Here is a 23,069-nt window from a genome sequence, read left to right as displayed (position 1 = left end):
GTGGCGGCCGCCACACCATCCCGCGGCGATGAAGTCGACCCGTGAATTTGTCGCCGGGAAACAAAAATGCGGTCTAGGGTCAGCGGATGGATCCTGCCGTCGCCACCGCTTCCGCCGTCGTTATGGACCGGCTGATGGCCCGGCAGGGTGCGGTGAGCCACTCGGTACAACAGGCCCTGGCCAGCCAGATCACCCAATTGCGCGGCGACAGGGAACTCGTGCAACTGCTCGGGTCCAGCGTCGCGGGCAACGTCGAGACCATCTTCCACGCCCTCCGCCACGACATATCGCTGGAGAACATCAAGCCGCCCACCGCGGCCCTCGAGTACGCCCGGCGGGTGGCACAGCGCGGCGTCCCGATGGACGCCCTGGTGCGCGCCTACCGGCTCGGACACGGACTCGTCATCGACGCCGCATCCGAGGAGATCAACGCGGCCGGACTGGAAGCACGGATCGGGCTGGCCGTCTTCGAGCGCATCACGTCGGTGTCGTTCCGCTACATCGACTGGATCAGCCAGCAGGTGGTGGTGGTCTACGAAGAGGAGCGCGACCGCTGGCTGGCAAACCAGAACAGTGCGCGGGCGCTGCGGGTCCGCGAGATTCTCGCGATGCCGCCGTCAGCCCCGCCGGCCGACCCCGAGGCCCTCACCACCGCGCTGCGCTACCCCATGCAGCGCACGCATCTGGCCGTCGTGTTGTGGTGGCCCGCGGATTCCGAAAACGAGTACGGCCTGGCCAGGCTGGAGTCGGTGCTCAGAGAAACAGCGGAGGCCGTTGGGGCACAAGACAGTCCGCTGTTCGTCGCGGCCGACCGCAACACCGGGTGGGGTTGGATACCGCTGTCGGCGACCGCGGCGACCACCGCTGTCGACATCGCCCGAGCCGAGCTCAGCACGCGCACGGCAGTACCGGCCGTCGCCCTCGGCATCCCGTCGTACGGGGTTGACGGCTTCCGCCGGTCACACCGCCAGGCCGTAAGAACCCGCGGCGTCGCGCTCGCCGCAGGCACCGCCGGAGTGACGGCGGCGGGCGATCCTGGACTGGCAGCAGCGGCTTTGATCGGGGAAAACCTGGACGATGCACGAGAATTCGTGCTCCAGACATTGGGCGCACTGGCCTCTGACACCGCCAACGACGCGCGGTTGCGCGAGACCCTGCGGGTATATCTGCACGACGGCGGCAGCTACAAGTCGGCCGGCGCGAAACTCAACCTGCACTTCAACTCGGTCAAGTACCGCGTCGGCCGGGCCGAGGAGCGCCGGGGCAGGCCAGTCGAAGACGATCGTCTCGACGTCGAACTGGCCCTGCTGCTGTGCCTGCGATATGGCACAGCAGTCCTGTCCGCCCCGTCGGCCGGAGACTGACTACAGCGGCAGCAGCCCGTGCTTGCGCTGCACCTTGGGACCGTTTTGCTTGTCCCGCAACAGCTTCAGCGACTTGCGCAGCAGCAGCCGGGTCTCGTGCGGCTGGATGACGCCGTCGATGTAGCCGCGCTCGGCCGCGATCCACGGCGTGGCCATGTTGAGGTTGTAGCCCTCGATGAAGTCGGCGCGGATCTTCTGCACCTCGGGGGCGGTGGGATCCGGGAACCGCTTGACCAGTAGCTGGGCCGCACCCTCGGCGCCGATCACCGCGATGCGTGCGGTCGGCCAGGCGAAGTTCAGGTCTGCCGAGAGCTGCTTGGAGCCCATCACCGCGTACCCGCCGCCGTAGGCCTTGCGGATGATGACGGTCACCTTCGGCACATCCGCCTCGACGATGGCGTTGAAGAACCGGCCACCGCGCTTGATGATGCCGCCCTTCTCCTCGGCCACACCCGGCATCGCGCCCGGGGTGTCGACCACGAAAACCAAAGGCAGGTTGTACGAGTCGCAGAAGCGGATGAAGCTGGCCGCCTTGTCGGAGGCCTCGTTGTCGACCGCACCGGACATGTGCATCGGCTGGTTGGCGATCACGCCGACCGGATGCCCGTCCACCCGCGCGAACGCGGTGATCATCGCCGGACCGCGCTGGTCGGCGATCTCGAACACATCGCCGTCGTCGAAGATCCGCAGCAGGATCTCGTGCATGTCGTAGGCCATGTTGTCGGCATCCGGCACGATCGAGTCCAGTTCGAGATCGTGCGGGGTGATCTCCGGCTCCAGGCCGGGATTGATGATCGGCGGGCTGTCGAAGTGGTTCGACGGCAGGAAGCTCAGGTAATCGCGCACGTACTGGTAGGCCGCGGCCTCCGATTCGACCACCTTGTGGATGTTGCCGCGCTGCGCCTGCACGTCGGCACCGCCGAGCTCGTCGAAGCTGACGTCCTCGCCCGTGACGTCCTTGATCACGTCCGGGCCGGTGATGAACATGTAGCCCTGATCGCGCACGGCCACCAGCAGATCGGTCTGGATCGGCGAATACACCGCGCCGCCGGCACACTTGCCGAAGATCAGCGAGATCTCTGGAACCAGGCCGCGCAGCATCTCGTGACGGCGGCCGAGTTCGGCGTACCAGGCCAGCGAGGTCACCGCGTCCTGGATGCGGGCACCGGCGGAGTCGTTGATGCCGATGATCGGGCAGCCGACCATGGCCACCCACTCCATCAGCCGGGCCACCTTGCGGCCGAACATCTCACCGACCGAACCCTGGAACACCGTCTGGTCGTGGCTGAACACACCGACCGGACGACCGTTGATGGTGCCGTGCCCCGTCACCACGCCGTCGCCGAACAGTGCGTTCGGATCACCCGGCGTCTTGGCCAGCGCGCCGATCTCCAGGAAGCTGCCCGGGTCGAGCAACGCGTGAATGCGGGCCCGCGCGGACGGAATGCCCTTCTTGTCCCGGCGGGCCTTGGCCTTCTCATCGCCCGGATCGGCAGCGATCTCCAGCTTCTCGCGGAGCTCCGCCAGCAGCTCAGCGGTCGTCTTGTTCGTCACTACTTGCTCTCGCTCTCCGCTTCGATACGGTTGATCGCCTCGCTCAGGTGAGCACCGACCTTGGCAATGTACGGCTCGTCGATGGCCTGGATGTGCTCGCCCCCGATGTGCACGACCTCGAGGTCCGAGGCGTAGTCACCCCAGCCACCGTCGGGTTTGCGGGTGGCGTACGCGGGCTCGAAGACGATGGCGTCGTCGTGGTAGCGATCGGCCATGTACAGCGTGACGTGCCCGTCGTAGGGCTGGATCTCGATGGTGTCCAGCGCCCGGTTGTCCAGGTAGGACGTGCGCTGATGCTCGATGATCCCGCCGGGGATCTGCACCCCGCTCTGCGCCACGACCTCCAGGACGAACTTCACCTGGCCCTCGTCGTCGAGCTTCTCCAGCTCCTCGTAGGGGATCTCGGGAACCTCGACGTTGAACGTGCGCTCGGCGAACCGCGCGTAGCGATCCCACCGGGCGCGCATGCCGGCCTGGCTCTGGTCGATCGGCTCACCCGGGCGCACGCAGTCGATCAGCCCGACGAACCGGACATCGGCACCGGCTTGCTTGAGGCCGATCGCGCAGGCGTAGGCCAGCGCCCCGCCCAGTGACCAGCCGGCCAGGATGAACGGGCCCTTGTGCATCTCCAGCAGCTTGGGCACGTACTCGGCGGCACGCTCCTCGATCGAGCCCTCGACCCGCTCGATGCCGTACACCGGGGTGTCGGCCGGCAGCCGCTTCATCAACGGCTCGTAGACGACCGTCGATCCGCCGGCCGGGTNCGGCCGGGCCGCTCGGATCGGTGGGCGCAGGCGGAACCGGCCCACTCGGATCGCTCGGCGGCGCCGGGATATCGCCGGCCGCATCACCATCCTCGGCGGCCTTGTCCGCCAAGGGATGCCCACTTTCGGCCAGCTTGGCCTCGAGCTCGGCGACCGTCGACGCACCGCCCAGCAGTTCGGACTGCTCAGCGGCGATCTCCTCGGCCGTCTTGCCCTTCTGGGACTCGGCGATCTGATCGACCTCGTCGCGGTGCTCGATCGCGTACTTGATCAATTCCTCGACGTTGTACAGGTTGGCGTCGCGCACCGCGGTCAGCTGGATCGGCGGCAGGTCGAAGTCGTATTCGACACGGTTCTTGATCCGCACCGCCATCAGGGAATCCAGGCCCAGCTCGATCAGCGGCACCTCCCACGGCAGGTCCTCGGGCTCGTAGCCCATGGCCGCACCGACGATGGTGCCGAGCCGCTGCGCCACGGTCTCACCGGAATCCGGCGACCACTTCTCGAAACCGGCGCCCATGCCGGCGCCCTTGGTGAGGTTGTCGGAAAGAATCTCCGCGTCATCCTCGGGTTCCGGCTCGGCAACGGCCGGCGCATCCGAAACCTGTTCGGCGACAACACCGGCACCCACCGCGGTGGGCAGCGCGGTCGCCGCACCGCCGCGGGTCACGATCGCGTCGTAGACCAGGGTGAAACTCTCGTCGATACGGGCGTGCACCTGCACCGAGGCGCCACCGGGGTGCCGGGTCAGCGTGGTGACCAGCCGCGAGCCCTCGGCGGGCACCGCACGCTGCTCGGAGGCGGTCAGCCGGGCGTCCGGAAGAACCTGGGCCGCAGCGGCTTTCACCAGGGCGGCCAGATCGGCGCTGCCCTTCGACACGAACTCCCAGACATGCTTGCCGTCGGGTGTCGCGACATGGTTGCCCGGCATCACCGCCGAGCTGTCACCGGTGAAGTGGGCGTCCAGCCAGTGCGGCTTGCGCTTGAACTTGGTCGGCGGGATGTTGGCGAAGTCCAGCGCGCCGGCCAGCCCGGTGGACTTGCGCGGGAACAGCGTGCGCAGGTCCAGGTCATGACCGTGGACGAACAGGTGCGCCATGGCCGTCACCATCGAGGTGACCTCGTCCTGCTTGCGGGCCAGGGTCGCGATGAGCTGCGCGTCGTGCAGCCCGGCCGAGGCCGTCGTCAGACCAACCTGCATGAGCGCCACCGGGTTCGGCGCGAGCTCCAGGAACGTGGTGTGGCCGTTGTCGACCGCGTTGCGGATGCCGTGGGTGAAGTAGACGCTGTGCCGCAGCCCCTTCTTCCAGTACTCCACATCGTGGATCGGCTCCGCACCGGCGCGGATCAGCTTGCCCTCGTGCACGGTCGAGAAGTACGCCGTCTGCAGCGGACGCGCCTCGATGCCCTGAATCTCGGCGGACAGCTCACCGAGCAGCGGGTCCATCTGCTGAGTGTGGCTGGCGCCCTTGGTCTGCAGCTTGCGGGCGAACTTACCCTCGGCTTCGGCCCGGGCGATGATCGCGTCGATCTGCTCCGGCGGGCCGCCGATCACGGTCTGGGTCGGGGCGGCGTAGACGCACACCTCCAGACCCGGGTAGTCGGCGAACACCGTCTTGATCTCGTCGGCCGAGTACTCGACCAGCGCCATGAGGCGGATGTACTCGCCGAACAGCATCGCCTCGCCCTCACCCATCAGGTGGGCGCGCGAGCAGATGGTGCGGGTGGCATCGGCCAGGCTCAGACCGCCGGAGAAGTAGGCCGCGGCCGCCTCACCGAGCGACTGCCCCACCACCGCACCGGGTTTCGCGCCGTGGGCCTTGAGGAACTCACCGAGCGCGACCTGGATGGCGAAGATCACCGTCTGGACCACTTCGATGGGGTATTCGCAGGTCTCGTTGGTGTAGTCGATCGCGTCGTCGAGGATCAGCTCGACGACGGAGTAGCCGCGCTCATCCTGGATGTGGGCGTCGACCTTGTTGATCCACTCGGCGAAGACCGGCTCGCGCAGGTACAGCTCCTTGCCCATCTTGCGATGCTGCGCACCGAAACCGGCGAGCACCCAAACCGGGCCGTTGGTCACCGGACCGTCGGCCGAGATCACGGTCGGGTGCTGCTTGCCCTCGGCGATGGCCCGCAGGCCCTTGATCGCCTCGTCGTGGTCGTGGGCCAGCACGATGGCACGCGAGCGGCCGTGGTTGCGGCGCGACAGCGAACGGCCGATGGACTCCAGCGACGACGCCCGGCCCTCCTCGCTGTCGATCCAGTCCGCCAGCTCAGCGGCGGCGACCTTCTTGCGCGAGGTCAGGAATGCCGAGACCGCAAGCGGGACAACCTTCTTGACCGGCTCCGCGGCGTCAGCGGCCTCCAGCTGCGCGCGTGCCTCCTCGATCAGGCGCTTGGCCTCGTCGGTCAGGCCGGGCAGTTCGTGGTTCGCCTCGTCGTAGGCCGGGTATTCGCCGTCACCGGCACCCGATTCATCGTCGTCGTGGATGAACTCGCCGTACTCGTCCATCCGCACACCACCGACGTACACCGCGTTGGCGTCGTCGGAAGCCGACTTGTTCTCCACCGCTTCGGGTTCCGGCTGCGGTTCGACGAGATCCGAGGGCAGCACCTCACGCAGCACCAGGTGCGCGTTGGCGCCACCGAAGCCGAAGCCTGACACACCGGCGATCGCATGCCCGCTGTAGCGCGGCCATTCCGAGACGGTGTCGTTGACCTTGAGGTGCTCTTTGTCGAAGTCGATGTACGGGTTGGGCCCGGCGTAGTTGATCGACGGCGGCAGTTTGTCATTGGCCAGGGACAACGTCATCTTGGCCAGGCTGGCCGCGCCGGCCGCCGATTCCAGGTGTCCCACATTGGATTTCACCGCACCCAGCAGGGCGGGCTTGTCCGCGTCGCGACCGCGGCCGACCACGCGGCCGAGCGCGTCGGCCTCGATCGGGTCACCGAGGATGGTGCCGGTGCCGTGCGCCTCGATGTAGTCGACGGACCGCGGGTTGATCCCGGCATCCTTGTAGGCCCGCCGCAGCACCTCTTCCTGCGCGTCAGGATTCGGGGCGAGCAGACCGTTGGACCGGCCGTCGTGGTTGACCGCGCTACCGGCGATCACCGCGAGAATCTGGTCGCCGTCGCGGCGGGCATCGGAGACCCGCTTGAGCACGAGCATGCCGCCACCCTCGGAACGGGCGTAGCCGTCGGCATCCGAGGAGAACGACTTGATCCGGCCGTCGGAGGCCAGCACGCCGCCGACCTCGTCGAAGCCGATGGTCACCAGCGGAGTGATGAGCGCGTTGACGCCACCGACGATCGCGACATCGGCCTCACCCGAGCGCAGCGCCTGCACACCCTGATGCGCGGCGACCAGCGAGCTCGAGCACGCGGTGTCCACCGACACCGACGGACCGCGGAAGTCGTAGAAGTACGAAACCCGGTTGGCGATGATGGCCGTCTGGTTGCCGGTGATCGCGTAGGGATGCGTGACCGTCGGATCGGCCAGCGACAGGTAGGAGTAGTCGTTGTTGGAGCTGCCGATGTACACCGCGACGCTGCCGCCGCGCAGGCTGGACGCCGGAATCCGGGCGTGCTCCAACGCCTCCCACGTCAGCTCCAGCGCCATGCGCTGCTGCGGGTCGATGTTGTCGGCTTCCATCTTCGACAGCGCGAAGAACTCGGAGTCGAAGCCCTTGATGTCGGAGAGGTACCCGCCCCGGGTGCGGGCCTTGGCGACCCGCTCGGCGATCCGGGGCTCGGAGAGGAACTCCTCCCACCGGCCCTCGGGCAGATCGGTGATGCAGTCCTTACCCGCGAGCAGGGCATCCCACATCTCGTCGGGGGTGTTCAGGTCGCCCGGGAAGCGGGTCGACACACCGACGATCGCGATGTCTTCGACGTCGCGGTCCCGCGTCCAGTCCTCGTCGTCGGTGGACTCGGGCTCTGGTTCGCCCTCGATGATCACGGTGGCCAGCGACTCGATGGTCGGGTGGCGGAACAACACCGTGGCCGTCAGCGTGACCCCGGTGAGGTCCTCGATGTCACTGGCCATCGCCACCGCGTCGCGCGAAGACAGCCCCAGCTCGATCAGCGGAGTGGACTCGTCGATCGCGTCTGCGGACTGCCCCGTGGCGTTGGCCACCGCCTTGCGCAGCCACTCGCGCATCTCCGCGACGGTCAGGTCAGGGCGCGACGCCGGTGCCCCGGCGGGCTCGGTGCCGTCTGGAAGATTCGAATTGCTTTGTGTTTCATCCATATTCAGGTCACCTTTGTCTCAACCGGCCGGCAGTCGGCGGTGTGGGTCAGCTCAAGCTCAGTCGGTCTCGTCGGGGAAAGCGTTGGGAATCTTCCCCGCCCGCAGTGTCCCGTCCAGATACGCCGAGCGGCAGGCCCGCCGGCCGATCTTGCCGCTGGAGGTACGCGGGATGGCACCGGCCGCGGTCAACAGGACGTCGCGCACGGTGACACCGTGCCGCACGGCGATCGCCGCCCGGATGTCGTCGGTGATCGGGCCGACCTCGAGCTTGTGGGCGCCGGGTGCGCGCTCGGCGACGATCACCAGCTGCTCGGAGCTGTCGTCGGGATCGCGGTGCAGGCCTGAGTGCGCGTTCTCGAAGACCTCGTCGGGCAGCTGGTTGGCCGGCACCGAGAAGGCGGCGACGTAGCCGGTGCGGACGGCCTTGCTGGCCTCCTGCGCCGAGTACTCCAGATCCTGCGGGTAGTGGTTGCGGCCGTCGATGATGACGAGGTCCTTGACGCGGCCGGTGATGTAGAGGTCGCCGTCGTAGAAGGCGCCGTAGTCGCCGGTGCGGACCCAGGTGGCGTCATCGGCAGCGCCCTCGGCGTGCGACGGGCTGGTGCGCGACTTGAGGATGTTCTGAAAGGTCTCGGCCGTGGCGTCTGGTTTGCCCCAGTAGCCGGTGCCCATGTTCTGGCCGCTGATCCAGATCTCGCCGACCTGGCCGTCGGGCAGCTCGGTCGCGGTCTCGGCGTCGACGATGACGGCCCACTCGGCCACCCCGACCTTGCCCGCCGAAGCCTGGGCCACGGCCTTGGGCGAATCCTCGGCCACCTCGACGATCCGCCCGCTGTTGAGCTCATCGCGGTCGACGGTGATGATCTTGGGCTCTTCGGCCGACGGCGTGGTCGACACGAACAGGGTGGCCTCGGCCAGGCCGTAGGACGGCTTGATGGCCTTGGCCGGGAAGCCGAACGGTCCGAAGGCCTCGTTGAACCGGCGCACGGTGGCCGCCGAGATCGGCTCGCTGCCATTGAGGACGGCCTTGACGTTGGACATGTCCAGCGGCGCCGACCCCTCCTTGGGCACACCGCGGGCCGCGGCGTGGTCGAACGCGAAGTTCGGGGCCACGGAGATGGTGCCGCCGGTGTCGCCTTCCTTGCGGGCCAGCTCGCGGATCCAGCGTTCCGGACGACGCACGAACGCCGCGGGTGTCATGAAGGTGAAGTAGTGGCCGATCATGGGCGCCAGCAGGGCGGTGATCAGACCCATGTCGTGGAAGAACGGCAGCCACGACAGACCGCGGTCACCCTCTTCGCCCTCCAGCGCCTCGATCACCTGCACCACGTTGGTGGCCAGGTTCAGGTGGGTGATCTGCACGCCCGTGGGGATGCGGGTCGAACCCGAGGTGTACTGCAGGTAGGCGATCGTGGTCTCGTCGACGTCGTCGACGTGGACCCAGGTGGCGGCGACGTCGTCGGGCACCGCGTCGACGGCGATGACGCGCGGACGCTGATTGGCCGGCCGGCTGCGGAAGAACTTGCGGACGCCCTCGGCGGCCTCGGTGGTGGTCAGGATCGCCGACGGGTGGCAGTTGTCCAGCACGGCGTGCAGGCGGCCGACGTGGCCGGGTTCGGACGGGTCGAACAGCGGCACCGCGATGCGGCCGGCGTAGAGCGCGCCGAAGAAGGCGACGAGGTAGTCCAGGTTCTGCGGGCACAGGATGGCGACGCGGTCACCGGGCTGGGTGACCTGCTGCAGCCGGGCGGCGACGGCCTTGTTGCGGGCACTGAACTGCGCCCAGGTCAGGTCGCGGGCGACGCCGTCACGTTCGGTCGAGAAGTCCAGGAAGCGGTATGCCAGCTTGTCACCACGAACCCTGGCCCAGCGCTCGACGTGTTCGACGATGCTGGCGCCGTCAGGGAACTTGATCTGACCGTCCTTGATGAACGGATTGATGAACGGCATTTAAAACTCTCCTGTCAGAGCCGTACTCGTCGCGTTGTCGCACGTCACTGGCGGTGCGTCGCAGCCACTCGGCGGCCGGTACGTACCCAAACCCGGACGATCGTACCGGGCGCGCCGCTTCCGCCCCACGGATCAGTTGATGAACCCATATAACCCGCGACGGACGCGCAAAGCTCTTATTTTTCTCTTAATGTTAAGGGACCGTGATGGTCCCGGCCAAATCCGGCGCGCAGGTCACCCATGCTTCGGATGAGGTGCGTTCTCCACCAGGCCCTTGGCCCAGCTCAGCGTCCACTGCGTGGCCGTCTCGCCGTTCTCCACCCAGAACTGCGGGGTGTTGTACAGCGCGTGCACCGGCCCGGCCGCACTCCCGGTCAACGTCTCCAGCGTCTTGGGGAGGTTGAAGATCGAGAACGCCTCCTCGGGCGCCGAGCAGATCAGATCGCCCTTGCCGCAGATCTGATAGGTGCGGTTGTCGAGCGCTCCGAAGCCGCCCTGCCGCGGACCCGTCATGGTCAGGCCCATCTCGGAGAGCACCGGAACCTCGTGCAGCGTGATCTCGGCGCCCTGCCCCGGCGGGTTGGGCCCCACGTCCTGCCCGACCCCGAGCTGGCGCCGGCCGTCGGCGATCAGCGTCACGCCCAGCACCAGGTCCTCGTCCACCGGGCCGCGCCCGTTGCCGATGTCGCTGGCCAGGTCGCCGCCGATCACCGCACCCTGGGAGAACCCGGCGATCACATAGCTGGTCAGTGGGCACCGGTCGTTCATGTCCGTCATCGCCTTGACCGCGGTGCGCTTCCCCTCGGCGCGGCTGTCGTTGTAGGACATCTGGTTGTCGGCGGAGAACGGGTTGTGGAACTGCGCGGTGTACGGCACCGTGTACACCTCCAGCCGGTCGCGACCGAACTGCTCGGCCATCGGCCGGCTGATGTTGGACATCAGCGACAGCGGGAACTGGGTCGGGTTGAACGGGTCGTCGTGCGGCGACGACTCCCAGGTTCCCGGGATCGACAGCATCATCACGTCGGGGCAGTCCGCCGACTGGAATTCCGGCCGCGGCTTACGCGGCTTCGTCGGGCCGCCCGGCACCCCGGCCGGGGGTTCGGCCGACGGCGGCGCCGACGGGGTATCGGGGCGGCGCATCACGATCACCACGACCGTCACCACCAGTACCACCACGAGTGCCATCGCCGCGGCGGCGATCAGGGCCAGGATGCGGTGGCGCTTCCTGCGGCTGGCGTTTTTTGCCATGGGTTACTCGGGCTCCTCGCGTGGGACTGCTGATCTGCCGACTCAGCAGAGATGTTCGGTGGCGATGCGGATGTACTCGGAGGCGGCGGCGTCGATCTCGCCGGGGGTGGGGCTGTCCTGGCCGGAGTGATCGGCCTGAACATCGCTGCGCACCAACGGCAGCACGAAATCCCACACCGCCTGGTCACCCTGGCGGGCGGCACGAGCCTGGCACACATACGACCCGATCGACAGCGCCAGCAGCTCGCTGGACGGGGTGATCCCGGCCGCCTTCAGTTCATCGAGGTAGGCGTGCTGCTGGGAGGTGATGGCCAGCTCACCGGTGCGCCCCAGCTGAGGCTGCGCGGACACCGCCTGCGGCTGCGCGCCGTTGACCTGTGAGGTGGGCAGGGCCAGGGGTGCCATGAGGTCACCGCCCGCATCGCAGCCCGTGAGCAACGACGCAGCGGACACCGCTACCACCAGGGTGGCCGACCGAACCGTGTGCTGCACGCCTCCACCGTACCGGCTGGTGAAAAGTGTCCCGGCGCAGCTGATTCTGGCCACGACGGCGGTCAAACCGGGCGTCTACTTGATGACCGCGACCAGCTCGCCCGACATCTGGGCCAGCTGCGGGGCCCAGCTGCTCCAGTCGTGCTGGCCCGAGGCAGGCATGTCGAAGTGGCCGTTGCTGCCGCCGACGGCGCGGTAGTGCTGGTAAAACGCCCGGTTGCTGCCCTGCGCCTGATCGCAGACCCCGATCATCGCGGCCGGGTCGCTACACGTCAGGGTGCCCGGGCTGTACACCCAGAGCCGGGTATTGGCGTTGGCCAGCAACTGCACGTGCACGTCGGGATCGTGCCACTTCCAGCGGCCGAGCTGTGGGGCTCCCCACATGCCGTAGCTGTCCACCCCGCCGAACTGCGCCATGCCCGCGGTGATCGCGCCGTTGAGCGTGGTGGCCGACGGGGTCAGGAACCCGGACAGCGAGCCGGCGAAGCGGAACCGGCCCGGGTGGAACGCGGCCAGCGTCAGCGCGGCGGTACCGCCCTGGGAAGCGCCCACCACACCGTGACCGTCGGGGGCCAGGCCCTTGTTGGCGGCCAGCCAGTCCGGCAGCTCGGCGGACAGGAAGGTCTCCCACTGCTTGCTGCCGTCCTGCTCCCAGTTGGTGTAGAGGCTCCAGGCGCCACCGGCCGGGGCGGCCACCGAGATGCCGCGACCGGCCAGGGTGGTCATCGCATGGCCGGCAGTGACCCAGTTGCTCACATCCGGAGCCGCGTTGAACGCGTCGAGCAGGAACACCGCGTGCGGGCCGCCACCCTGGAAGGCCACCGGGATGTCGCGCCCCATGGCCGCCGACGGCACCATCAGGTACTCGACGCCGTCGGCGCGGGCCGGGGCGGCGGTGGTCGCCGAGACGGCCCACAGACCGGCGCCGAGCACCGGCGCCAGCAGAGCCAGCAGCATTGCCCGCATCAGACTCAACGCACGTCTCATCATCAACCTCTCCCGCTGCCGGCCGGTCATTCGAAGTGCCCCCGCACACGTAACCCGCGTTGTAGTGAACCACATCGCCACCACGGGAGGGGTCGCAAACGGCTGACGGCGGCGACCCCGTGGGGATCGCCGCCGTCTTCCGTGTCTATCTGGCTACCTGCCCGTCCGCTCAGGCGGTCGGGGTGGCACCCAGGACGCGCTGCAGGTCGGGCTTCATGGCCTGCAGCTGCTGGCCCCAGTAGGCCCAGTTGTGCGTACCGCTCTGCGGGAAGTTGAACACGCCGTTCTTGCCACCGGCCGCGATGTACTTCTCCTGGAAGGTGGAGTTCGTCCGGCAGACGAAGCCCTCGAGGAACTTGGCGGGCAGGTCGGCGCCACCGAGCTCGCCCGGCTTGCCGTTACCGCAGTACACCCAGATCCGGGTGCCGTTGTTCGCGATCGTGGCGACGTTCTCGGTCGGGTCGTTGGCCTTCCAGGCGTTGCCCGGGTCACCGGTCTTACCCCACATGTCGTCGGCCTTGTAGCCACCGGCGTCACCCATCGAGACACCGATCAGCATCGGCCACCAGCCCTCGGACGGGTTCAAGGTGCCCGACAGCGAGGACGCGTAGATGAACTGGTCCGGGTGCCGAGCCGACAGCATCAGCGCCGACGAACCGGCCATCGACAGACCGACCACGGCGCTGCCGGTGGACTTCACCTCGCGGTTGGCCGCCAGCCAGGCCGGCAGCTCCTGCGTCAGGAAGGTCTCCCACTTGTAGGTCTTGCAGCCGCCGTCCTTGCTGCCACAGGCCGGCTTGTACCAGTCGGTGTAGAAGCTCGACTGGCCACCGACCGGCATGACAACCGAGATGCCCGAGTTCAGGAACCACTCGAACGTCGGGAGTTCGATGTCCCACCCGTTGTTGTCCTCACGGGCGCGCATACCGTCGAGCAGGTACAGCGCCGGAGCACCCGGGCCACCGCTCTGGAACTCCACCCGGATGTCGCGTCCCATCGCTGCCGACGGGACGTCGAGGTACTCGACCGGCAGGCCGGGTCGAGACCAGGCTCCAGCGGTCGCCGAGCCGCCTACGACGCCAACCAGGCCAGGCAGCACGGCCGCTGCGGCGACCGCAACCGTCAGCCGGCGCGACAGACCTGCCGCTGCGCCGCGCATCTTCCCAACGAACTTCATACCGCTCCCTATCTGAATCTCTTCTTCGTATTCCGCACATCGATTCACACCGACGTAAGCGGCTCACGTGCCCGTGTAGTCAACCACATGTGCGCGTGATGCTTCTCTGCAGCAGTTGTCGTCCCTGGTCGCCCCTCAGCCGTTGATGGTTGCGATCAGGTCTGGTTTCAGTGCCTGCAACTGAGCNGAACTCCACCCTGATGTCGCGTCCCATCGCGGCCGCCGGGACGTCGAGGTACTCGACCGGCAGGCCGGGTCGAGACCAGGCTCCAGCGGTCGCCGAGCCGCCTACGACGCCAACCAGGCCAGGCAGCACGGCCGCTGCGGCGACCGCAACCGTCAGCCGGCGCGACAGACCTGCCGCTGCGCCGCGCATCTTCCCAACGAACTTCATACCGCTCCCTATCTGAATCTCTTCTTCGTATTCCGCACATCGATTCACACCGACGTAAGCGGCTCACGTGCCCGTGTAGTCAACCACATGTGCGCGTGATGCTTCTCTGCAGCAGTTGTCGTCCCTGGTCGCCCCTCAGCCGTTGATGGTTGCGATCAGGTCTGGTTTCAGTGCCTGCAACTGAGCCGCCCAGTACGGCCAGGCATGGTTGCCGGCCGACGGGAAATGGAAGCTCGCGTTGCCGCCGCCCGCCTTGACGTAGGCATCCTGAAAATCCTTGTTGCTCTTGATGGCCAGCGTTTCCAGGCTGCTGGCGCTCATCGCGAGGTTGGGGTCGGAGCCCTGGTCGAGATCGGTGGCGCCACCCGGCGCGCAGTACACCCACAGCCGGGTGCCGTTCGCCACGATCTTGGCCACCTGTTTGACCGGGTCGTTTCGCTTCCAGGCACCGTCCCAGGGCAGGCCCCACATGTTGTCGACGTTGTAGCGCCCGGCGTCGAGCATGGCCACCCGGATCGCCTGCTGCATCAACAGCGACGACGGGTTGAGGAAGCCCGACAACGATGCGGCATAGCTGAACTGGCCCGGGTGGTAGGCCGACAGGATCAGCGCGGCACTGCCCGACATGGACAGCCCGACGACGGCATTGCCCGTCGCGGACACCTGCTTGTTGGCCGACAGCCAGGCGGGGAGCTCCTGTGTGAGGAACGTCTCCCATTTATAGGTATAGGTCTGCTTGTTCAGACTCGACGGCGAGTACCAGTCGCTGTAGAAGCTCGACTGCCCACCGACGGGCATCACCGTCGAGATGCCGGAACCGTGGAACCACTCGAACGCGGGGGTGTTGATGTCCCAGCCGCTGAGGTCGTCCTGTGCGCGCATGCCGTCGAGCAGGTACACGGCCTTACTGGGCCCGGCCGGTGTCGCGGCCGGCTCCGCGGACGGACCCTGGAACTGGACCCGGATGCTGCGGCCCATCGACGGCGAGTAGACGTCGAGGTACTCGACCGGCAGCCCCTCGCGGGAGAACGCGGCAGCCGGCGGCGCTGTCAGCACCGAGCCGAGCACCGCGATCGCGGCTGCCGCCGTCAGCAGGGGCCGGCCCCAGCGGCGCACAGCGAAGACACCAGAGGTCAGCATCGGTTTTACGTACCGTCCGTTCAAGATCGATCTCGGGGGTTCGTCTGGGTATCGGTGCTGCCCGCCCTGGCGTTACCGCCCGCGTCATCACGGTCCGGTGGCCGGCATCCCGGTGTACGGCGGAGTCTTGGGTTCGGGCACCGGCAGGCCGCAGCGCTTCAACTCGTAGAGCGGCACCCGGTCGATCCGGTACTTCGTGAACTCGTAGGCGTGGACCAGGTTGGACAGGAACCGCCGGGGGGTCATCTCCCCGCGCACCGAGTTGAGCATCGAATCGGTGGCCGGGCAGGCCAGCGCGGCCTCCGCCTGGGCGATCCATTCCTCATCCAGGTAGGCCGGGATGTACGGCCGCACCTTGAGGAACGGGCCCTCGGCCACCGCCCAGTCCGGGAACAGGTTCTTGTCGTGGCCGATGCGGCCGTCGGTCAACCGCTCGGTGTGCATCGCCAGCGGATTCGTCAGGCCGATCTGGTCGATGACACGCACGTCGAGCCCCACGTTCATGCCGAGCATGCCCATGTTGGTGAAGAACACGGTGTGCGGGGTTTGCAGCGCCCGCCTGGCCGCCGGGCTGAGATCGGGCGGCGGTGGATACGCCGGCACGACGTCCCACTGGTCGTAATTGCCCGACGGCAGCAGCAGCGCCCCGTCGGGGGTGTTCTCGATCGCGGTCAGCACCGCCCGCATGCGGGGGTAGTCCAGGTAGTCGGCGGCGGTCAGCGGGTGCGCGTGCCCGGTGGCCTGTGAGTAGAACCGGCGCTCGTCGACGATGCCGGTGTAGGTGACGCGTGTCGCGTCGGCGCCCAGGCCCGAGGAGTTGGCCGCCCAGATCGACCAGCCCACCACCGCGGCCCACAGCACGCTGGTGGCCGCGGCCAGCAGATAACCCGTCTCCCTGGTGAACTTGGTGCCGTCGGGCAGCACGACCGGGATCACCGACAGCGGCATCAGCAGGCAGAACAGCGGCGTGAGCAACACCCGGCCGTGCATGAAGTCACCGCCCTGGCGCACCCAGTAGATCGCCTGCAGCAACCCACTGACGAGCATGAAAAGCACGACGGCGGCGGGACTTTGGACGGTACGGGCCAGCCAGCCGTAGCCGCGTGGCGCCTGGTGGCGCACCCACCACGGCCGGGTCCTGGTGGTCAGCAGCACCAGCCCCAACGCGGCCAGCAGCACGACCGGCACCCACAACAGGTAGGGCTGGTTGAAGTTCGTGAGATAGGTCAGGCCCTGGGTCCACTTGGATCCCGATGCGTCCTTGGCCACCGCGGTACCGGGCACCAGCAGCCCGTAGTAGCCCATCCGGAAGATCTGGTAGGCCACCGGCAACAGACCACCGGCCACCAGGATCAGCACCCGGCGTCGCCACCCCCTCGCCGCGATCAGCATCATGACCAGCGCACCACCGCCGATCAGCGCCAACTCGGGGCGGATCAGCACGCTGAACCCCGCCACGGCGGCCAGCGCACCCTCGAAGTACCGGCCCGCCCCCGGGGACGGCGTATCCGTGGCCGCCGTCCGCCGCTGGGCGGCGGGAGCCACGCGCAGAGCCTGCGACCAGCACACCAGCATCCACCACAGCAGGCCCAAATAGGCCAGCACCAAACCGTTTTCGAGGCCCGAGGTGGCGAAGTCGCGGGCCGGCGGGACGGCGATGTAGACCAGGGCCCCGGCGGGCAGCAGCAGCGCCCGCCGCCCCTGCAGGCTCGGGGCGTACAACCGGCCGGTGCCCAGCATCGCCAAGACCACGCCGATCACGCTGAGTCCCAGTGCGAGCGCCAGCACCACGTACTCCATGCGGACCGAACCGCCGAGCCAGGCGCCCAGCGTCACCAGGTAGGTCCAGGCGGTCGAGGTGTTGGCCTCGATCCGCTCACCGGCGTTGAAGACGGGGCCGTTGCCCGCCAACAGGTTTCGCACGGTGCGCAGCACGATGAGACCGTCGTCGGCGATCCACCGGCGCTGCCAGGCACCCCAGCCGAACAGGCCGGCGACCACCAGCACACTCACCCACAGGCTGATCCGCACCGACACGTCGTAGGGAAACACCGCCGGGCGCGCCAACCGGTCGCCCACGCCACCCGCCAGGCGGCGCCACGTCAACCCGTCAGCTGAAGTAGATGGCCGCACCGATGGTTCCGATCCACGCCAGGAACAGGATCTGCAGCACTCGGTCTTTCAGCGCGATCTCCTCGGGTTCACCGGCGATGCCACCATCGATGTCAACCGCATAGCGCAGGATCGCGACGGTCCAGGGCACCATCGTGATCGCGTACCACGACGCATCCTGGCCGTCGAGGCCCATCACATCGTTGGCGCTGTCGCGGCCGAAGGCCCACAGGCCGTAGCACAGCACCACGGCAGTGGCCGACAACGTCCAGACGAAACGCAGGTAGCTGCTCGTGTAGCTCTCCAGCGACTTGCGGATCTTGGCGCCGGTGCGCTCGGCCAATTGCAGCTCGGCGTAACGCTTTCCGGCCGCCATGAACAGTGAGCCGAAGGCCATCACCAAGAGGAACCACTGGGACAGCGGGATGTCGGCGGCCACGCCACCGGCGATGGCGCGGATCAGGAAGCCCGAGGACACGATGCAGATGTCGAGCACCGCCTGGTGCTTGAGACCGAAGCAGTACGCCAGCTGGATCGCGATGTACACCGCCATCACCGCGGCCAGATTCGGGGTCAGCAGCCACGAGATCCCCAGCGAGGCCACCGCCAGCACGACGGCCAGCACGTAGGCCATCGACTCCGGCACCACACCGGCGGCGATCGGCCGGAACCGTTTCGTGGGATGAGCGCGGTCGGCCTCGACGTCACGGGCATCGTTGACGAGATAGATCGACGATGCGGCCAGGCAGAACACCACGAACGCGATCGACACCTTGAAGGCGAGATCGGCGTAGTCGTACTCGATTCCGCTGCCGACCGCGGCCAACGGCGCAGCCAGCACCAGCAGGTTCTTGATCCACTGGCGTGGACGGACGGCCTTGATCAGTCCGGCGGCCAGGTTCTTGGGCGGCCCGAGCTCCGTCTGCGCTTCCTCACTCATTGGCCCACAGTCTCCTTCGGCCCGACCCCGGCAGTTTTACCGACCACAGAACCCACGAGCGTCCCGACGGCCACGCCGGTGAGCACGTCGGTGGGATAGTGCACGCCCAGCACCAGGCGGGACAGTGCCATCGGCACCACCAGCACCGCGCGCAGCGGAAGACCCGTGGTCCGGGCCAGCAACACGGCGGCCGCGGTGGTCGACGTGGCATGCGCCGACGGGAAACTCAGCCGGCTCGGCGTCCCGACGTTCACGGCGATGTCGGGGTGGTGCGGCCGCTCACGGCGCACCACGCGTTTGATCAGGACGGCGGCGGCATGGGCGAGGAAGGCCCCGGCCCCGACCGCCAACCACGACTTGCGCTTGGATGGCTGGGCCAGCGCACCCGCGGCCGCGACCGCGAGCCAACCCGCGCTGTGCTCACCGAAGTGCGACAGCGCACGAGCGCCGGACAGCACGCCGGGCCGGGTGGCCAGGGCAGACTGCACGGCAACCAACACGGCGTCCTCGCCGCGCGGGGCATCGGTCATCTCAGTTTTTCTCCGCCGACTCTGTCAGCAACACCGTCTCCCACTTCTGGGTGCTGGTCAGCACCGGCAGCGCCTCACGATAGACCTTGCGCATCCGGTCGAACTGACGGACCACACGCATCTGCTGTCGCAGCGAGGCCCGCAGCAACGCGAACATCTTGGCGCGGTCGCGCTGCCGGTACACCACACCGCGCCCGTCGGCGGTGGTGACGGTGACCCCGTCGGCCCGGCACAGCGAGAACCAGCGGGCGTCCTGGGTCGCCACGTTGATCTGCGGCCGGATGTGGGTTTCGGGATCGTGCGGGCGCAGCTGGTGGATCACGCCGCGGGCGAGGTTCACCAGGATGGCCGGCTTGGAGACCGGGATGCCGATCTTCTTGCGCTTGAGGTCCGAGGGCGGGGGCAGCTCGGTGGCCCCGGGCAGCACGACCGCGTCGGGGAAGTTCTGGCGCATCTTGCGGACGTCGGGCAGGGCCGACTCCAGGATCGAGAAGATGTGTTCCGGACCGGCCAGGAAGTCCTCCATGGCCCGGTTCTGGATGGCGACCGTCGAATATTCAAGGCACAGAAGGTGTTTGAAGGTGGCCTTGAGGTGGCTGGCCAGCAGACCGCGCGCGTCGCCGTCCCAGTGCAGCGCGGAGACCACGAGCCGGTTGCGCAGGTGGAAGTACGCCTGCCAGTCGATCGCGTCGTCCTTGTCGCTCCAGGCCATGTGCCAGATCGCCGCACCGGGCAGCGTGACCGTGCGGTACCCGTGCTCGGCGGCCCGCAGCCCGTATTCGACGTCGTCCCACTTGATGAACAGCGGCAGCGGTTGGCCGAGTTCCTCGGCCACCTGCCGCGGGATCATGCACATCCACCAGCCGTTGAAGTCGACGTCGACCCGGCGGTGCAGCAGCTTGCTGCGCTCGGAGTCGGTGTCGTCGAGCGCGTGCTTGGCGAAGTCGTGGTCGTATTCGGCGTTGGGCGCGGCCGACCACATGAAGTTGGTCCGGTCCACCATTTCGCCCATGATGTGCAGGTGCGACGGCTCCTGCAGGTTGAGCATCTGGCCGCCCACCAGGGTCGGTTCCTTCGCGAACCGGTTCATGGCCAGCGCCCGCAGGATCGAATCGGGTTCGATGCGGATGTCGTCGTCCATGAACAGGATCTGCTCACAGTCGGTGTTCTTCAGCGCCTCGTACATCACCCGGCTGTAGCCGCCGGACCCGCCGAGGTTGGGCTGGTTGTGAATGGAGAGGCGAGAGCCCAGATTGGCCGCGGCCGCGTCGAATCCGGGATGGTCCTTGGCCTTGCTGGTGCCCTGATCGGACACGATGACCGCGGTGATCACCTCGTCCACCAACGGATCCGAGGTGAGCGCGGCCAGCGCGTTGACGCAGTCGGCCGGCCGGTTGAAGGTCGGGATGCCGACGGCGACGTTGGCGCGGCCCGGCGCGGGCGACGGCGCGTACCAGCCGGCGCTGTGCACCCGGACCGCGGTGTCGGTGGTGATGTCGAACCAGATCCAGCCGCCGTCTTCGAAGGGCGCCAGGTCGATCTCGAACTCGACGGCGGCGGGCTCGGAGGAGTCGCCGCTGGAGACGGGGGCGCCGCCGACGGTGATCCGGGCGCCGGTGGCCTTGGAGCGGTACACGTCGACGCGGGCGGTGCCGGTCAGCTCGACACGCAGGACCACGGACTTCAGCGTCGACCAACGCCGCCAGTAGCTGGCCGGGAAGGCGTTGAAGTACGTCGCGAACGAGACCTCGGATTCGGTGCCGATCTCCAGCGTGGTGCGACTCGGCGCATGAGCCCGGCGGGCGTTGGTGTCCGATTCCTTGATGTAGAGCTGACGGACGTCCAGCGGTTCGCCCGGCCGCGGCAGGATGACACGGGCCAGCAGACTGACGGCCCGCGATTCCCCGGCGTCGAGCGCGCCGGATGGGATGTCGCTCATGCTTTGCTGCTTTCCTTTTCGGGTTCCGAGACCAGCGGCGCACCGTCAGTCAGGTGCGGCGCCAGGGTGTTGTCGTACATGCTCAGCGCACTGGCGATGGCCATGTGCATGTCGAGGTATTGATAGGTGCCCAACCGGCCACCGAAAAGCACCTTCGCCGAAGCGGTTTCGGCCTTCGCCCGGGCCCGGTAGGAGGCCAGCAGGGCGCGATCGGCCTCGGTGTTGATCGGGTAGTACGGCTCGTCGTCTTCTTTGGCGAACCGGGAGTACTCCCGCATGATCACCGTCTTGTCGGCCGGGTACTCGCGCTCGGGGTGGAAATGCCGGAACTCGTGGATCCGGGTGTAGTCCACGTCGGCGTCGTTGTAGTTCATGACGGGTGTCCCCTGGAAGTCACCGGTGTCGAGCACTTCGAGCTCGAAATCCAGTGTGCGCCAGCCCAACCGCCCCTCGGAATAGTCGAAGTAGCGGTCCAGCGGGCCGGTATAAACGACCGGGGCGTCGGGGTTCGCGGCGCGCAGCTCTTCCCGGACGTCGAACCAGTCGGTGTCCAACCGCACCTCGATGCGGTCGTCGGCGGCCATGTTCTCCAGCCACGCGGTGTAGCCGTCGACCGGCAGACCTTCGTAGGTGTCGTTGAAGTAGCGATTGTCGAAGGTGTAGCGCACCGGCAGCCGGGTGATGTTGGCCGCGGGCAGTTCCTTCGGATCGGTCTGCCACTGCTTGGCGGTGTAGGCCTTCACGAACGCCTCGTACAGCGGGCGGCCGATCAGCGAGATGGCCTTCTCCTCGAAGTTGGCCGCCTCGTGGCCGGCGATCTCGCTGGCTTGTTCCTTGATCAGGGCGCGGGCCTCGTCCGGGGTGAAGTAGCGGCCGAAGAACTGCGAGACCAGGCCCAGACCCATCGGGAACTGGTAGGCCTGGCCGTTGTGCATCGCGAAGACCCGATGCTGGTAGCCGGTGAAGTCGGTGAACTGCCGCACGTAGTCCCACACCCGCTGGTTTGAGGTGTGGAACAGATGGGCTCCGTACTTGTGGACCTCGATGCCGGTCTGCGGCTCGGCTTCGGAGTAGGCGTTGCCGCCGATGTGCGGGCGCCGCTCGATAACAAGGACACGCTTGTCCAGTTGCGTCGCCACGCGCTCGGCGATCGTCAGACCGAAGAAACCGGAACCGACGACGAACAAGTCGAAATGACCGCTGGACTGGTCTGTAGCGACCCGGGGAGATAAGGACGTCATCGGCAGCCAGGGTATCCGACCGCGCCGCCGAGCCCCGAATTCGACAAAGGGCCCAGGTCGCAATTCGCTCACGATTCAATATCGTCACTCTAGACCCACTAGTCACAGCCTTAACATCGATCTCGTTGGCATTCATGGGCTTCACACCAACTGGCCCGGAACCGCCGATGAAGAAAGAGGAGAGCACCCCGCGTGCTCTCCGAAGTGCAGTCCTTAGCTGCAAACATATTGAGGAGACTTCCGTGCCGAACCGCCGTCGACGCAAGCTCTCGACAGCCATGAGCGCAGTCGCCGCAGTGGCAGTCGCAAGTCCAGTCGCACTCGTTGCCGTTTCACAGCTTTCCCCGGCGCCGCAAGAGCGTGAGTTCACCCAGGCAGCGCTGGTCACCGACCTGCCGGGCGAACTGATGTCCGCGCTCTCGCAGGGCCTGTCCCAGTTCGGGATCAACCTGCCGCCGATGCCCACCAGTCTGCTGACCGGCTCCAGCCCGACGCCGACCCTGGGCTCGCCCACGCTGACCTCGCCCGGGCTCGCCTCCCCGGGCCTGACCGCGCCAGGGCTGACCCCGGGCCTCACCGCACCGGGCCTGGCCTCCCCGGATCCGTCGCTGACCAGCCCAACCGGCCTGTCACCCGCGGGTGCGCTGCCGTCGGCGCCCGGATCGCTCACCGACCCGGCCCTGAGCAACCCGACGGCGACCGGCTCGCTCACCAACCCGGCCCTCACCCCGCCGGGGACGGGCTCGCTGACCGACCCGGCGCTGTCACCGGCCGGTGCGACACCTGGGCTGACCGATCCGGCCCTGACCCCGGGTGGGGCGGCACCGGGCCTGACCACTACCCCGACGTCGCTAGGCGGCACCGGCCTGACCACCTCGCCGGTGGGCCTCGACCCGGCCCTGTCAGGCGGACTGCCCGCGCCGGGTGAGGTGCCGATCTCGGCTCCGATCGGACTGGCGGATCCCACCGCGGGCACCTACCC

The 23,069-nt window shown here is 67.8% G+C and carries 14 protein-coding genes and 2 pseudogenes; 2 read left to right on the top strand and 14 right to left on the bottom strand.

From position 1 onward, the window contains the following. Nucleotides 1-86 precede the first annotated feature (86 nt). Complete coding sequence (locus tag BN4332_RS24730) at nucleotides 87-1,364, top strand: PucR family transcriptional regulator (RefSeq protein WP_066902114.1); 1,278 nt, start codon at nucleotides 87-89, stop codon at nucleotides 1,362-1,364. On the opposite strand, the gene BN4332_RS24725 is transcribed toward BN4332_RS24730, so the two are convergent. From BN4332_RS24725 to glf, 14 genes and pseudogenes are all read right to left on the bottom strand, one after another. Next, entirely contained in the window at nucleotides 1,365-2,918 is a 1,554-nt protein-coding gene (locus tag BN4332_RS24725) for an acyl-CoA carboxylase subunit beta (protein ID WP_064897726.1), read from the bottom strand. It abuts the gene before it with no gap. Next, nucleotides 2,918-7,934, bottom strand: a pseudogene (pks13, locus tag BN4332_RS24720) (polyketide synthase Pks13). The gene BN4332_RS24725 and the pseudogene pks13 overlap by 1 nt, the downstream one beginning before the upstream one ends. A 57-nt stretch (nucleotides 7,935-7,991) precedes the next feature. Then, nucleotides 7,992-9,884 (bottom strand): long-chain-fatty-acid--AMP ligase FadD32, encoded by a 1,893-nt coding sequence (gene fadD32, locus BN4332_RS24715; protein WP_066902113.1) that lies wholly within the window; start codon nucleotides 9,882-9,884, stop codon nucleotides 7,992-7,994. 234 nt (nucleotides 9,885-10,118) lie between these two features. Then, nucleotides 10,119-11,135: a carboxylesterase Culp6 gene (gene culp6, locus BN4332_RS24710; protein ID WP_066902112.1), complete on the bottom strand. Its 1,017-nt coding sequence runs from the start codon at nucleotides 11,133-11,135 to the stop codon at nucleotides 10,119-10,121. Between the two features lie 42 nt (nucleotides 11,136-11,177). Next, on the bottom strand, nucleotides 11,178-11,627 hold the full coding sequence (locus BN4332_RS24705; RefSeq protein WP_066902122.1) for a DUF732 domain-containing protein: 450 nt from the start codon (nucleotides 11,625-11,627) through the stop codon (nucleotides 11,178-11,180). A 75-nt stretch (nucleotides 11,628-11,702) separates the two neighbouring features. Beyond that, nucleotides 11,703-12,614 (bottom strand): alpha/beta hydrolase-fold protein, encoded by a 912-nt coding sequence (locus BN4332_RS24700; protein WP_066902121.1) that lies wholly within the window; start codon nucleotides 12,612-12,614, stop codon nucleotides 11,703-11,705. 169 nt (nucleotides 12,615-12,783) lie between these two features. Further along, entirely contained in the window at nucleotides 12,784-13,791 is a 1,008-nt protein-coding gene (locus tag BN4332_RS24695; protein ID WP_066902111.1) for an esterase family protein, read from the bottom strand. A 181-nt stretch (nucleotides 13,792-13,972) separates the two neighbouring features. After that, nucleotides 13,973-14,185: pseudogene (locus BN4332_RS24690) on the bottom strand (diacylglycerol acyltransferase/mycolyltransferase Ag85A); the annotation flags it as partial. A gap of 135 nt (nucleotides 14,186-14,320) precedes the next feature. After that, on the bottom strand, nucleotides 14,321-15,325 hold the full coding sequence (locus BN4332_RS24685; protein ID WP_066902110.1) for an esterase family protein: 1,005 nt from the start codon (nucleotides 15,323-15,325) through the stop codon (nucleotides 14,321-14,323). Between the two features lie 87 nt (nucleotides 15,326-15,412). Further along, nucleotides 15,413-17,458: a terminal beta-(1->2)-arabinofuranosyltransferase gene (gene aftB, locus BN4332_RS24680; RefSeq protein WP_435405178.1), complete on the bottom strand. Its 2,046-nt coding sequence runs from the start codon at nucleotides 17,456-17,458 to the stop codon at nucleotides 15,413-15,415. Then, complete coding sequence (locus BN4332_RS24675; protein WP_066902109.1) at nucleotides 17,436-18,377, bottom strand: decaprenyl-phosphate phosphoribosyltransferase; 942 nt, start codon at nucleotides 18,375-18,377, stop codon at nucleotides 17,436-17,438. The genes aftB and BN4332_RS24675 overlap by 23 nt, the downstream gene beginning before the upstream one ends. After that, on the bottom strand, nucleotides 18,374-18,907 hold the full coding sequence (locus tag BN4332_RS24670; RefSeq protein WP_066902108.1) for a phosphatase PAP2 family protein: 534 nt from the start codon (nucleotides 18,905-18,907) through the stop codon (nucleotides 18,374-18,376). The genes BN4332_RS24675 and BN4332_RS24670 overlap by 4 nt, the downstream gene beginning before the upstream one ends. Before the next feature lies 1 nt (nucleotide 18,908). Continuing rightward, nucleotides 18,909-20,846, bottom strand: a complete 1,938-nt coding sequence (locus tag BN4332_RS24665; RefSeq protein ID WP_066902107.1) for a glycosyltransferase — start codon at nucleotides 20,844-20,846, stop codon at nucleotides 18,909-18,911. Next, nucleotides 20,843-22,087 carry a UDP-galactopyranose mutase gene (glf, locus tag BN4332_RS24660; protein WP_066902106.1) on the bottom strand — a complete coding sequence of 415 codons (1,245 nt, stop codon included), beginning with the start codon at nucleotides 22,085-22,087 and terminating at the stop codon, nucleotides 20,843-20,845. The genes BN4332_RS24665 and glf overlap by 4 nt, the downstream gene beginning before the upstream one ends. Before the next feature lie 242 nt (nucleotides 22,088-22,329). On the opposite strand from glf, the gene BN4332_RS24655 reads away from it, so the two are divergent. Continuing rightward, a partial coding sequence (locus BN4332_RS24655; RefSeq protein WP_084459401.1) for a hypothetical protein occupies nucleotides 22,330-23,069 on the top strand: 740 nt, incomplete at its 3' end.

It is taken from the genome of Mycolicibacterium houstonense (assembly GCF_900078665.2).
Taxonomy (GTDB): Bacteria; Actinomycetota; Actinomycetes; order Mycobacteriales; family Mycobacteriaceae; genus Mycobacterium; species Mycobacterium houstonense.
Note: the sequence above shows the minus strand (reverse complement) of the source record. Positions and strands in the feature narration are given on the sequence as shown.